The following is a 14,900-nucleotide window of genomic DNA, read 5'->3' as shown; positions in this document are numbered from 1 at the left end:
AGCGTGGGAGGGGTACAAGTGTTTCTTTGTTCCGACAAGCCAAGGACAAGAACTTGTACCATTTCTACAAGTAAATTAAAATTACGTAAAATAATAATTTGACGAATAATTACTTAGAAGTTAATTTCATTTGGGGGTGGTTGCTTTTGGATAAACAAGCTAAATTACACCTTATGGGTCGAATTGACGATAAGTTAAGTGAATTACCTTGGTATGTTACTGAATTTATTGACAGTAAGAAGCGTAAGCTTTCTACCTCAACACTTCTTAATTACTGCTACGATTATATTATCTTTTTTGATTGGCTGATTACAGAGAACTTTACCACAGTTCAAAAAAGAACAGAAATTGAATTATCCACTCTAGATACATTAACGATACGTGAAACAGAAAGCTTTTTGTCTTTTTTGGAGTATCAACTTGGGAATAATAAGCTAACAATAAACCGTAAGCTTTCTTCTCTTAAGTCCTTATTTGATTACTTACAGAATAAAGCCGAAACAATTGATTTAAAGCCTTATATACAACGAAATGTTATGGCTAAAATGGACTTGAATGCAGTAAAAGAAAGTCAGGAAACGATCGCGAATCGTATGGAAGGGAAAATACTGAGAGAAAATGATTTTGAAGCTTTTAGAGTGTTTGTAGCATACGATTATGGCGAATTAAACAAAACAAATAAACGTATCATGAATTTCCATCAGTTTAATCGTGAACGAGATACGGCAATAATTTCATTAATCTTAGGATCAGGACTTAGATTATCGGAAGTTTCCGGAATCAATCTTGAGGATTTAGACCTGACGAAATCATCTGTAAGAGTAGTCCGAAAAGGGGGAAAAGAGCAATATGTTTATTTTAGCAGCCAAGCATCCCTAGATATCGAGAATTACCTGCAGATAAGGGAAACAAGATATACCCCAGAAAAAAACGAAAGATTTTTGTTTATTTCAGCACCTGTAGGACGCAAAGGTAAAAATAGACGTTTAACACAACGTTCTATAGAAAAACTTGTTGAGAAATATGCAACAGCCTTTGGAAAGCCGGCTTTGACGGTTCATTCTTTGAGGCATTCATTTGCCACACGTTATCATATTGAGAATAATGATGTCCCAAAATTAAAGAATCAATTAGGACATTCTTCAATACAAACTACAATGATTTATACGCACTTAACAGATGATCAAATGAGAAGCGCTGTAAACAACATGGATAAATAATCCGGAGGGAGTGACATAAAGTTACCCACCAGGCTGGAGAATGACACGTAAAGTTGCCTACCAGGCTGGAGAATGACATGAAGTTGCCTACCAGACTGGAGAATGACATCAGAAAGTTGCCTACTAGACTAGAAAAATTACTAAAGGAACAGATCAAGTTCGAAATTCACTCCATTGAGGGCATGATTGCGTGAAAGTAGGGTACTTTGTGTCATTTTGGTAGGGAACTTTATGTCAATATACAAAAGTCATAGCATCCAATGGTTCAGACTTGGACTAGAATCATCAGATATACATATGTACAAAATACGAGTTTTGTGAAACAGTTGTTATAATTCAAATGAAACAATCAGTTAAATCTCATGGATAAATGTGGCTTTTTCTTTTTATAACCCCCGAGATATTTTTAATTTCGTATGGATAAATATGTGATCCCGCATATTATATTTGTCGTATCACACAACTCAGTTATCTTAAATATAATATGCACTCATTCCAGCTTTATAATGAGCGCATATTATATTTGACTCTCTGAATTTCTTTTGATTTTTATCCTACGTCATTTTTAATTCACGTGCACCCAAAATTCAATAATGCTGTTCCAGGTATTGGATTCGTTTCCTTGCCCAACATAACGAATGTATTTTGCCTGAACCGGTTCAAATTCAAATGTTTCATAAGCAGCCTGTTTTTTACTGGTCACGTTACTTAATATATTTTGGTAATTAATACCATCAGTTGATATCTCCAAATCGAAATAATTGGATCGCGTATGTCCATTATAGAATTGAATGCTTACCTGCCCTACTTGAGTCTGTTGCTCAAGCTCCAACTGCAGGTATTGTCCCTTTCCATCTGCAGACCATCTGGAGTCTGGATCACGATCGATCGTATGGATCGGCAGATTGCCATCATCTGCACTTGCCGTAACTTTGGTTACAACAGCGAACGGTCCTTCCGGTTCGGCCATAGGCTCTTTGACTTCAAATTTCTCCCGTGCCTCGACCGTTACGCCATTAAAGACGCAGCTCACGATAATGTCGACCTTTCCCGCTTTTAACGCATGGAATGTAGTCCCTTCCGTATATCCGATCGTATCATCACTCGATGTGTACGTCACAGGAACGTTCAATTCTGCAATGTTTACAATCTCCCCATTATCTAATGTCAGAAACGAAGATAATTCTCCGCTTCCGCCTGCGCTGATTGCATTCCCTGCAACTCTCCAGCCGGGTACTGCTTTATTGGGACTTATGGAGATATTCTCTGGAAGTACGGGTGTATCAGCTACCTTAAACTTCACACGCACGTTCTGGGTGTGCCCCCGATAGGATACAGTGATCTCTCCAGTTCCATTAGTTCCTTGCGGTTGCTTAATTTTAACCTTTGCATCCTTGGCATAAGCTTTTGCAGAGATGATCGGCGTTTCGGTTGTGCCATAGGGCAAAATATGAACGTAATCCGTTCTTAAGAACTGCATACCCCCTATAGCTTCGCCATTCACTAACAGGGATTGAAGCCCCAGATGAATATCTTTGATTCGTTTCTTGCTCTGGTCCTGATATAAACTTTGCGGGGATAAACGATCGCCCTGTCCAATACCTTCCGCCATATCAAATGGCAGCGTATTCGCATCCGGAATGGAACCCACAATATTAACGTTTACGCCGGTGTCCTTTCCTTTTGTTCCAATGACATATCCGTTCCCGAATTGTTCTGATTCTACAATAATGCCGGATTTACTAGGGTGTGCCGCCTGACCGGTTGTATTCCAAAACACACTTTCAGTGGTTACCACTCCATGACGATTCGTTTCGGATGATCCATAATCCCGTGTAATGGCAGAGATCCCGTCCCCGTTAACGACCAGGTTATCGATCAGGTTCGCCATGCTCAAATACATATGAAAATCAGTCAATAATGATGGCTTCTCAGAATACGAACTTTGCAGGACATTCCCGTTCGCAGAGAAGTTGGCGTATGTGAAGCTATGTCTAGCTCCTATCGCCTTACTATTCATAATGAGATTATCATTGCCAATAAATTGATATAAATAACCGTTCCCATTCGCTCCACGATACTGCGGGTACTGCATGGTTACATGATCGACTGTGACGTTCTTCGTACGATCCAGAATAATCCCTTTGGATAACAGATGATAATCTGTATTGCCCGCTGGTTTATAGGTGTTAATATTTCGAATCCAGCTGTTCGCCACTGCAATCACATTGACTGCTTTGGCATTATCAGCTTCATATCCAGCAGTCCCAACGACTTTGAAGTCATCTTCACCAAGCCCTGACTTCGCATTTTGAATGTTTGCAATCGAGAAATCTTCCAACCCTACCTCCACAATCGGATCTGCGGTCTGACTAATCGTAATATCATCACGCAGCTTCATTGGATAACGCGTCGGAATGTCTAGCGTGATCGTTTTGTTCTCCGGATCTACGCCTACAATTTGGCGATAGAATAACGGTTCTACTTTCCCGAGACGTGACGACCACTTGTTTTGCATGCCAAGTTCACGTAAGAAACCTGGCGTCGTTTCGAATGAAATGACCACGTAATCATTCACCGCCAACCCGCTTGTGTCTTCAACGGGTAGCAGGACGGTTGGATCTGTAACCGATTTGCGAAGTTTCGTGGAAATTCCGGTTTTCTTCCAATCTCCGTTACCAATCCGGATAATATCCTTGTTTTTCATATTTTGCTGTGCATTATAGATATGAGTCTTGTTCATCCCGTCACCTTTCAGGACTACACGACTTGCAGGAATGTTTAGTGAATAATCCTTGCCGTCCTGAGGGTTAACCTGATATGTACCCTTGGGAAGATACACGACACCCCCACCTAACCCAACAGCAGCATCAATTGCCTTTTGAATAGCCTGTGTTGCATCACGGCCACCTGAAGGATCGGCAAAATACGGTGATTTGGTAACGTCAATCCGTTTGTTTTTAGCCGTTTTAGGTAGTTCTGTTTCCCCGCGCTGATAACCGGCATACGAAAAGTCATGCAGAAACCTTCCCTGTTCATCTTTAAATCCAGGATACCAATCTTTTGGATAGAGTCTGCTTCTGCCATCCGTACCCAGAGACAGATTCTCACCGGCACGATCAATAGATGGCTGTGAGTCGCCCTCTGACGCTCGAACCTCCTGGATTCCAGGTACAGATAATCCAATGATCAACGTAAATGCCAGCAATAAAAATGGCCACTTTCTACGCATGCTTTCGTTCTCCTCCTTTTGGATTCCAGAGTATGTGAGCGGTTTCAAGAAACCCTATAGTCACCTCCGATCCTGCTCAAGCAAGAGTCATGTGCATGCCAACTCAGCATGTCATAACCGATTGTAGAGCACGAGGGAAAGAAATTACATGAACAAAAACGACACTTCAATGCCCATTTTATGCAATATAAGGATTTATTTAGAGGATACAGCGCGATTATATCGCTCTAACGCCTGCTGCTGAATCTCAATCGCACGATCAATCTGTAAGGACTTGATTTGCTCGACATAGGTATCAAAAGCATCCACCGGCTCAATCCCAAAAATGATTTTAAGCGACATCTCGTCCACCACTTTGTTCACTTCCTGCATGATGACTGACATTTCCGTGCTTTCTTTCTCGGTTTTGGGCAGAGTTGGTACCTGATGCAGAACAGCATCCGTACTTGACCATAACTGCACCGCCTCTTTCTGTTCCGGCAAAATATAATATTGCTCCATATATCGCGTATCCTGCACAAATGGACCGAAATAGCTCGCTCTGGTGTACATCGCAAGCGCTTGTGCCGGTGACCACTTATCAGGGTTTTTCAAAATAGTCTCGGTATACGTTGGATACCCGTCCTTCATCTTAAAACTAACACCTTCAATGCCAAAGTTGAACAGCAAATGTCCCTCAGGCCCATACCCGTAGTCCAGCATCCGTGCTGCTTCTTCTACATGATGACTGTTGCTGGATATGGCGACTCCACTGGAACCGATCGCGGGAGCAAGTTGACCAAATTTCGGGCGATCTCCTTTGTTCATGACAGGATATGGCGCTGGCACAAGCTTTGCATGGGGATCCGTCTCCTGCAAGATGGGTAGCCATGTACCGATCCCCGCACCTGCATTCCAGATACTCGCGCCGCTGCGTCCTGTGGTCATGTTTGTATCCTGAGTCTCCGAATCGACGGCGGCCAGGTTCTTGTCAATGAGTCCTTCTGCGTACCATTCACGAAATAAGGAGAGAAACGCTTTATATTCAGGTTCTTGTGCCCCAAACTTAATTTGGCCATCTTCCACGTAGAACCCCTTTTTAATACCAAATGCGCCAATAAAACCGCCGCCTTCAATACCAAACAACGGATTCGGAACACCCAGAAAAGTAAGCGGGGCGTCAGCTCCCTTTTTGTCCTTAAATGCCTGAAGCATCGTATGCCATTCGTCAATCGTGGTTGGCACATCAAGTCCAAGTTCATCCAGCCAGTCCTTCCGGATAATCGGCCCTTGATAGGTTCGCAGCTTATCATCTCCCTGGATAAAAGGAAACGCATAATAACTTCCGCTGGCTGTGCGAATCTGCATATCAATGTCTGGATGCTCCGTCAGGTACTGCTTCAGATGAGGTGCGTATTGATCAATAACATCGTTTAATCTCAGAATATATCCGTCTTTGATCGCTTTCTCCGGCCCACCGGGATAATTGCTCCACTCGTATTCAATCATATCCGGCAGTTCTCCGGACGTAAGCAGCACATTAATCGCTTCTTTGGCCTGATTGGCGGGAGGCCGGATGAATTGCAGGTTGACGCCGGTTCTCCGCTGCCACTCCTGAAAAAAAGGAACCTCATTGAAACTGGACTTAATGCTTGCTGCATTGCCATTCAATTCTGCCCAGTAAGTTAATTTCCCAGCGTCATTGGGTGCAGCAATTGAGACGGTCTGGTACTCTGATGAGCCGGAACGTTCATCCAGCTTGGCATCAGACTCTGTCCCGTTCTGATCGCAAGCAGTCAGCATGCCAAGCAGCAGGATGAATCCTGTCAACTTTGCTATGAAGGCCAACTCCCTCTTTACGTTCATGTTCCGGTCTCCTTTCATATCAATTAACTGATTTCTTTATATTTTCCGGGTGTAATGCCTTCGTATTTCTTGAATACCCGGATGAAAGTTGCTGCATCGTTATATCCGACCAATCGGGATATCTCGTTAATGGATGCCTGTTTATGCTCAATCATTTCTTTAGCCTGTCGGATACGGCACTTATGAATACAGTCCAGCAGACCCTCACCAGTCTGATTCTTGAAGAGTTTGGATAAGTAGCTGCCCTTCAGTTCAAAATGCTCACCAATAGCGTTGACGTTCAGATTCACGTCCGTATAGTTATTCTCAATATACTGTGTGACTTGGGTACTGAGATGACGCAGGGAATCCTCACGTTCTTGCGATACATTTGTTGCGCGCTTGTCAGCGGCATAGGAACATACCTCCTCAAGCAAATTCTGCAAAGCCTCCTGCATCTCCTGGATGGTATCCCCGGCAATAATATCCTCAATCCGTTGCGGGTATTGGGTTAGAATATGATTATCTCTATCCCCCAGATCATTGATAGCTTTTATCATTGTACCTACCAGATTAAAAATCAGGCAACGTGCAAGTGTGAGCGACATAATCGGTTTATCAAAATTTCGCTCTGTAATCTCGTTCATATAAGCGCTGGCTTGGTCGGTATCTCCCGCTTTGATGAAATTAAGAAGCTGCTGTTCCACCTGAAGCGGATAGTAGTAGCCAAACGGGTCATCCGCCATCGCATCACTGCGGACATCACCATAGGTAATGATGCCTTTCTTGCCTAGCACCATTTTGTATTCCATCGCGTCTACTGCTTCCTGGTATGCTTCGGCGATACCAATCCACGACGTATGGCGTCCGCTGATCGAGATCGTCAGTTCCATATCATAGCGCTCCAGGAAGCGCTGCGCTTCTGCCGCAATGTGATGAAGATCCTGGTTCCAATCCGAAGAATCCGCTTTCATATTTACAAGGCAGACCATCATATCATCGACTTCAGCCACATATCCGACGTGCTGACGCTCTGAAGCCAGTTCTTCAACCACATTGGAAATAATGAGATGGATCAATTTGTTTCGTTCGTTGATATCAATACCCGGCAGTTTTCCATAGAGATTCTCTTCATTCTCGATTACAAATAGGATAACAGCAAATTCACTTGAATACAGCGGCATATGAAAGGAACGGAATGCATCTTCATAGGGCACGAGCGTATCCTGTTTCCCTTTCAGAAGCCGATTAATCATATTGGAGCGCAGCACCTGCTGATGTTTCTGCAACTGCTGGGCAATCTCGTTCTTTTCTGAACGTGTGTTCATGATGACCTTCTGAATAAACCGAAGTTCGTTCCGATCAGCAGGCTCGTTCTGACTATTTTTGTCTTTTAGTGATTCCACGAGCTGTTGGATTGGGGAGTAATTCCGGCGCATGAAGAACCAGGTCAATACACCTGCACTAATGAGACTCACCACGATGCTGATATACGTAAAATTACGGACATATACTGCCTTTTCCCAATACAGGCTGCTGGGAATAATCAATGCATACTTCAGATCGGATACCGCGGAGTCCATGTAAAACATCTCTGATTTGCCTACCTTCGCGTTATCCAACTGAACCTGATTGCCATTCATGAATGGCTTCAATTCCTCCGATCCCGGACGATTGCTCATCAGAATCTCGTTATTCTGGTTCAGAATCAGCAGCGTGGCATCACTAAAACCTGAAATGCTCTCAATCGCTTCCTGGAACCTTCGCGTATCCGCCATGACAACAACCGTACCGGTCTCCTGACCATTCAAATCATCAGGAAGACGTGTAATGTACGCAATCGAAGACTCCGCCGGTGCTGCATTCTGATGTGGCAGTATGACGAACTGATTCGTCTCTGTACCCAGCATCTGATCCCGCCACGCTTCGAAAGACATTGCACCTGTGTTATGTAGGGTATGAAATGCCGTTCGCATATCCCGAATATTACCTGAACGGAGAATGGATTGATCTTTTTTCCACACGACGTAGAATTCATCGATGGATGCGTAGGATGTTTTATAAAGACGGAGTTCCTTTACCAGTTGGTAAGCCGTATAAGGCGCCTCTTTGGCCGGCTGATTGGAATACATCAGCGTCTGCAGATTCGGACTCCATGTCATTTCCATGTTTAACCGCTTCATCAGATCAACTTGTGTATCGATCGTATAACGCATCTGCTTCAATAAAGAATCGTTGGCCCGATGTATTTCACTCTTCAATGTCTCATTTGCTTGCATGTAAATAACCAAACTGATCAGAATCGGCACAATCAAAACAGCACTGTAAGAGACAAGCCAGGTCACAATTATGCTTTCTCGTTTTTGCCACAAATATCGAATGTTTAGCAACAACTCATCACCCAACTCTTCGTAGATTATCTATGTTTGGATCAGGAATTTATTATAACGGTCAGAGCGCAATTGGGATATAGATAAAAAGTTCAATTCGATTGACAAAAAGGATAGCAACCACCGATTTTCCCCGTCAAATCAAGCACAAATAGCCCGAATAGACTACTTTCGTCTATCGGGCATTCCGTATCAAGTGGAGAATGTTTTTTAAATATTCTTATACATTTTTTAGAAAATGCGATGCTTCCAACCGTTTAATTTGGCACTCGCCTCAACGTAGAAATAGTCACCGTATATAAGAGAGACATGCACGTTCTGACCTGCCGGTTTATGACCGGTTCCCTCGAGAAGCATACCTTCGTGCTCAGGAAGATCCCAGGTTCCATAATGATCCCGCAGGGAACTCAGGATACGTTTGGCAACGGTAGCATAGAGTCTGCCTTCCGGATCAGGAAGTACATCTGCAAGCTCAAGCAATCCGGAAGCAGCAATGGCACCAGCGGAGCTGTCTCGTGGGATCTGCTCCCCTTCTTCGGGCTCAGCACGGAAATCCCAATGCGGAACGCTATCCTCAGGCAGGCTGGAAATGAAGAAGTTCGCCACACGCTGTGCAGCATCCAGATATGCCGGGTCCTCTGTATACCGATACGTATTCGTTAATCCATATAAAGCCCACGCCGCTCCCCGACTCCATGCCGAATCCGGCGCCGCTCCCTGCCCCCCTATCGCTTCTGCACGTTCACCTGTCTCGGGATCAAAGCGAATGATATGATGCACAGAACCATCTTCCCGCACAAATTGCTTCATGACCATATCCGCATGAGCTTTGGCGATATGGCTGAAACGAGGATCTCCACTTTCCTCAGATGCCCAGAAGAGCAAAGACAGATTCATCATGGTGTCGATGATCGACCAGCCCAGCATGTCTCCATTCCAAGCCCGAATGAAGCTGCCTTTGGTATTGAAGCGGCCAGCCAGGAAGTTGGCGGCAAATAAAGCGCGCCTTGCGGCATCGGCATCTCCGGTGAGCTTGTATTTGATGACGGCCGTAGGCAGGAAATGAAAGCCCACGTCGTGATCAAAGTAGTTGTTTTCTAGGAACCGTGCCGATAGTCTTTCATCCCAATTCCATGCAGCCTCTTTATATTTCTCATCACCCGTCATATCGTACACAATCCATAATATGCCCGGCCAGAATCCCGAGGTCCACCAATCGATTCTCATGTCGTCATAGATGCCATTTGCTCCAGCGACATGCGGAGACTTATCACCTATGGCAGCAAGCATCTGATCGGCTTTACTTTTAATCTGATCCCATACTTCCTTGTTCACTTCATTTAATACGCTCATGTAACGTCATACCTCCTTACTATTCTCCAATACTTTGATTTAACCTTTCAATGAACCAACCATGACACCTTTAACGAAAAAGCGCTGCAAAAACGGATAGATGCACAGGATGGGTATCGTCGCTACCATAATCGTTGCATACTTGATGGTTTCCCCGATCTGGAAGCGATCCCCAGCCGATGCACCGGCCGACATGCTCTCTGTAGAATTGGCGATCAGAATCTCACGCAGCACCAATTGCAATGGGAACAGTTCTCTGCTCTTGATAAATACAGATGCATAGAACCACCCGTTCCACTTATCGACTGCGTAATACAGAATCATCACGGCAATGACTGGCATGGACAATGGGATAATAATACGGAACAAAATGGTGAAGTGATTGGCTCCATCAATCTTGGCCGACTCTTCCAGGCTGTCCGGTATGCCCATAAATGACGTTCGCATGATGATCAGGTTAAATGTGCTGATGGCAAAAGGCAGAATGGTCGACCACAATGTATCTAACAGGCCAACGCCTTTTACTACCAGGTACAGTGGAATCAATCCGCCGCCAAAGAACATCGTGAACACGATAAAGAACATGAACACCTTGTTCCACATCACGTTTTTACGGGATAGCACATATGCACCAAGCGCAGTCATGAACAGGTTGACGATAACGCCGAACACAAGAATAAACAATGTATTACGGAAACCTGTGGCTATACCTGGATTGGCAAGTACACTCTTGTAAGCTTCCAGGCTGAAGCCGACCGGCTTCCACAGGAGACCTTTGTTTGCTAACAGCTGCGCCGAATCACTTAAAGACGCGAATAACACGTAGAGCAGTGGATACAATGTGACGATGACGAGCAGGATTAGAAACGTATAATTGAAGATCGTAAAGATTCGGTCAAACCAACCGCTTTCCTTAATCAAAGTTACCACCTCACCATAAGCTGTTTTGACTCACTCTGCGGCTGATATAGTTCGCCGAAATCAGAAGAACGAGATTGATCACCGAGTTAAATAGACCGACTGCCGAGCTGTAACTCCATCCGAACTCCAACAATCCCTTTCGATATACGAAGGAGGAGATTACGTCAGCCGTTTCATAGGTCACCGGATTATAAAGGAGAATGATTTTCTCGAACCCGACATTCAGCATATTACCCATCCGCAGAATGAACATGATCGTAATAATAGGCAGCAATCCGGGTAGCGTAATGTGAAACATTTGCTTGAGAAGGCTCGCTCCGTCTATCTTCGCCGCTTCGTACTGCTCCAGGTCAATGCTCATCAACGCAGCGATATAGATAATGGATTCCCAACCGATCCGCTGCCATATTTCAGACAAAACATAGATCGGACGGAACAGCTCCGGCTTTTGCAGCATCGCCTGACCGTCATATCCAAGCATCATGATCAGGCGGTTGATTAAACCATCCGCGTTCGTGAAGTCCGTAATAATACCGCATATGACGACGAGAGAGATGAAATACGGCATATACGTAATCGTCTGAACGACCCGCTTGAATGTGCGCTTGCGTACTTCATTGATGAGCAGCGCCAGAATAATTGGTGCGGGGAATTCAAAGACCAGGGTGTACAAACTGATAAGAAGGGTGTTCTTCAGCACACGCAAGAAATAATAACTGTTGAAAAACTCTTCAAAGTGCTTCAGCCCAACCCAATCACTCCCCAAAATGCCCTTCATCGGAGAATAATCTTTAAAGGCAATAATTGCGCCGTACATCGGACCGTAATGAAATATTAAATAATATCCAATAACGGGAATCATCATGATGTATAAATACTTGTTCATCATAAAGTCCCGCACGAACCGGCTTCTAAAGGATTGACGATTGCTCATGATGTACCTTTTCACCTCTTTTCAATCGGGAGGGCTAGAGCCCTCCCCTTTTACAATTACCGGTTGTTGTAGCGTTCGAGTGCTGCTGTCTGGATTTCAATCGCTCGATCCAGATGTAACGATTTCATTTTCGCGACATAGCTCTCGAATTGATCCACTGGTTCGTTGCCCAGAATGATCTTGATGGTCATCTCATCGACGAGCGTGTTGATATCATTCATGATGGTCGCGTATTCGGAGCTTTCTTCAGGTGTAGGTGTGATTGAAGGCAGATTATATTTGGCGGCCTGTGTATTCTTCCATACATCAATGGCATCACGCTGAGTCTGTAATGCAAAGAACTGCTCGGCATAACGTTTGTCTTGAACGAATGGACCGTTATAGCTGCTGCGGGCATATAGTGAAATCGCTTGTGCAGGAGCGAGTTTATCCGGATTCTTCAGCAGCAAATCCGTGAATTTCGGATAATCTCCTTCCAAGTTATAGCTGACACCCTCTTCACCAAAGTTGAAGAACATGTGCCCTTCCTCACTGTAGCCGTAATCCAGCATACGAACGGCGAGTTCCGGGTCTTTGGCTGCCGTCGTGATGGCAACCGTGCCTTCCGAGGCATAACCCTGGTTAAGCTGGCCAAATTTAGGAATATCCCCTTTGTTAAGCACCGGATATGGTGCAGCGACCAGAACGGCATCCGGATCATTTGCTTCTACGAGCGGTTGCCATTTGCCGATACCTCCGCCTGCGTTACCAACACTAGCGCCCGTAGCACCCGAAGCGAGGTTGCCGTCAACGGATTTGGTATCCGCTGTCGAGATGTTTTTATCAATCAAACCTTCTTTGTACCATTCCTGGAATAACGTCAGGTATTCTTTGAAGCCTTCTTCCGCAGGACCAAATTTGACCTGTCCGTCTTCCTGATAGAATCCGCGGTTTACACCGAAGGCGCCCAGGAAAGCACCATTACCGGAATCGTTAAAGAATCGTGGCTTACTTACAACAGAGAACGGAGCGGATGCGCCTTTTTTCTCTTTAAAAGCTCTCAGGGTTGTTGTCCACTCATCAATCGTTTCCGGAACAGGCAGTCCCAGCTCATCCAGCCAATCCTTACGAATGATGGGTCCCTGGAAGACACGAAGATACTCATCTCCCCGAATGAACGGGAATACATAGTAGCTGCCACTGTCCGTTTTGACCATCTTGTCGATGTCCGGATTGTCCTGCAGGTATTTCTTCAGATTCGGAGCATACTGGTCAATCAGATCGTTCAGCTTGAGGATATAACCATCATTGATGGCTTTCTCCGGTCCACCAGGGAAATCTCCGATAAAATTGTACTCCAGCATGTCTGGCAAATCCCCGGATGCCAGCATTACGTTAAAGGATTCTCTGACCTGACCGGTCGGTGGTGCCGTGAATTTGAGTGGTACGCCGGTTTTTTCCTGCCATTTTTGAAAGAATGGAATTTCGCTGTGCGAATTTTTGACCCCGATCAAGTTTCCGTTAATTTCACCCCAGTACGTAAGCGTCTTATCCGTTTGAATTGGATAGGTTGTTGCTTCCGTTGATCCGCTTGGTGTCCCTTTATCAGCATCGCCCGTTTTACTGTCTCCGGACGAACACCCCAGGATCGTTGTACCTAATAACAGAATCATCAAACTCGTAGATAACACTTTTCTTCTCATGGACCTTATCCTCCACCTTTTGGGAATGTCTGTGCTCTACCTCAGAGTAAGGGAGAGTGCATTGTAGCGATATTCGCAAAAGATGAAATGACATGTTGATTTCGTCAGAACCAAATGATCATTTAGCCAAAACGATAGACGAATTCTCTATATCATCATCTGCAATGCATTGAATTTACAGTGTTGGCGCGGGTTTGTGAGTGTACTTATGACAGCACAAAAAACAGACCATGAACACTGTTCATCGTCTGTCACGTGGGTGAATAGGAGTGGATTGGAATATCACGAATATATTACGGCAGAGCTCGCTATCTCATTTTTAGTCCCAGACCACTTCGGTACCTGCGATAAAATCATGTATTGCACGTTTGTCTTCTCGTACAGCAACCATGATGACACTCGCAATGAAACCAATGCCGAATGTGATTCCATATACCAGTCCTGCAACAACAACTCTCATCAGCATGGTTCCAATTCCAGGGGGCTCATGTGTATCGTATTTTCGAATTCGAATTCCGCAAATACGTTTTCCTATCGTTCTACCGTACCAGAAAACGGGCAATAAAATGGAATACAATGCACTTAATATTTTGGCTATAGGTTCATCACTATCAAAGTTTCCTGTAATCAGTCCTGCGATAACCATTAACGGCAATGCAATAATAATAGCATCCAGAATACTGGCGCCGAGCCTTATCCAAAAACCTGCATTATACAAAATGTTTCCTCCAAACTTTCTTTACTAAAAAGACGAATAAATACGTTATTTAACTCCTTTCATTCTTTTGTTCTAGCTCAACATGGGTTTAAGAAGCTCATGGGAACCGGTATTCACCATCACCTATCTGGGTGTATATACTGTTCATATCTCTACCACATTACACCATTAAAACCAAGTCTAACACATTTCATTTGAAGGCCGACATGGAACACCTAAGGTATTATCATACGTTATAGATGTTTTATTATTTTAAGACCGAGGAGGATGAAGCACATGCATAGATTCAAGTACTATGGAGATCCACAAGATTATGCCTTATCCGCAGCTCCGCAATATTATCTGAATAGAGATGTACAACACAAGAATACTTTGGCATTACCGAATTATGTGGAGCCCAAATTCACCGAGCTATTATTCCAACACATAGGGTTAAAGATTGTCATCACGACAACTGTCGGCAAATTGATAGGTATTCTGGATGATGTTTCTAGTGATTACGTAACTCTTGATGTTCTTGGAAAAAAGCATCACATTCGATTATGTGAAATCGTTTATTTTGAAATAGCAAAAGAGTAATCATGAGCAAAAAAGATGTTTATAATACGCGAGGCAAAGCAGCTTTC

The 14,900-nt window shown here is 44.2% G+C and carries 10 protein-coding genes; 2 read left to right on the top strand and 8 right to left on the bottom strand.

Annotated elements, in window-relative coordinates; translation table 11 throughout:
* Positions 1–146: 146 nt before the first annotated feature.
* Entirely contained in the window at positions 147–1,220 is a 1,074-nt protein-coding gene (gene xerS, locus BMY78_RS11725) for a tyrosine recombinase XerS (protein WP_090898400.1), read from the top strand.
* Positions 1,221–1,785: 565 nt separating this feature from the next.
* On the opposite strand, the gene BMY78_RS11720 is transcribed toward xerS, so the two are convergent.
* The 8 genes from BMY78_RS11720 to BMY78_RS11685 form a co-directional block, all read right to left on the bottom strand.
* Positions 1,786–4,452, bottom strand: a complete 2,667-nt coding sequence (locus BMY78_RS11720; RefSeq protein WP_090898397.1) for a discoidin domain-containing protein — start codon at positions 4,450–4,452, stop codon at positions 1,786–1,788.
* Between the two features lie 195 nt (positions 4,453–4,647).
* Positions 4,648–6,297 carry an extracellular solute-binding protein gene (locus tag BMY78_RS11715; RefSeq protein WP_177185707.1) on the bottom strand — a complete coding sequence of 550 codons (1,650 nt, stop codon included), beginning with the start codon at positions 6,295–6,297 and terminating at the stop codon, positions 4,648–4,650.
* 23 nt (positions 6,298–6,320) lie between these two features.
* Positions 6,321–8,621, bottom strand: a complete 2,301-nt coding sequence (locus BMY78_RS11710; protein ID WP_256222065.1) for a helix-turn-helix domain-containing protein — start codon at positions 8,619–8,621, stop codon at positions 6,321–6,323.
* Positions 8,622–8,897: 276 nt separating this feature from the next.
* Positions 8,898–10,019 (bottom strand): glycoside hydrolase family 88 protein, encoded by a 1,122-nt coding sequence (locus tag BMY78_RS11705; RefSeq protein ID WP_090898388.1) that lies wholly within the window; start codon positions 10,017–10,019, stop codon positions 8,898–8,900.
* A gap of 39 nt (positions 10,020–10,058) precedes the next feature.
* Positions 10,059–10,940 (bottom strand): carbohydrate ABC transporter permease, encoded by an 882-nt coding sequence (locus BMY78_RS11700; RefSeq protein WP_063563855.1) that lies wholly within the window; start codon positions 10,938–10,940, stop codon positions 10,059–10,061.
* A 10-nt stretch (positions 10,941–10,950) separates the two neighbouring features.
* A complete protein-coding gene (locus tag BMY78_RS11695) occupies positions 10,951–11,874 on the bottom strand; it encodes an ABC transporter permease (protein WP_090898385.1) in 924 nt (307 codons plus the stop codon).
* A 56-nt stretch (positions 11,875–11,930) separates the two neighbouring features.
* Positions 11,931–13,556 carry an extracellular solute-binding protein gene (locus tag BMY78_RS11690; RefSeq protein ID WP_090898382.1) on the bottom strand — a complete coding sequence of 542 codons (1,626 nt, stop codon included), beginning with the start codon at positions 13,554–13,556 and terminating at the stop codon, positions 11,931–11,933.
* A 319-nt stretch (positions 13,557–13,875) separates the two neighbouring features.
* Positions 13,876–14,274: an RDD family protein gene (locus BMY78_RS11685; RefSeq protein WP_090898378.1), complete on the bottom strand. Its 399-nt coding sequence runs from the start codon at positions 14,272–14,274 to the stop codon at positions 13,876–13,878.
* Positions 14,275–14,550: 276 nt separating this feature from the next.
* Here BMY78_RS11685 and BMY78_RS11680 point away from each other — a divergent pair, with 276 nt between their 5' ends.
* Positions 14,551–14,853, top strand: a complete 303-nt coding sequence (locus BMY78_RS11680) for a DUF2642 domain-containing protein (protein ID WP_090898375.1) — start codon at positions 14,551–14,553, stop codon at positions 14,851–14,853.
* Positions 14,854–14,900 lie beyond the last annotated feature (47 nt).

The organism is Paenibacillus sp. OK076, from assembly GCF_900110055.1.
Taxonomy (GTDB): Bacteria; Bacillota; Bacilli; order Paenibacillales; family Paenibacillaceae; genus Paenibacillus.
This window is presented reverse-complemented; position numbering and strand designations above follow the sequence as displayed.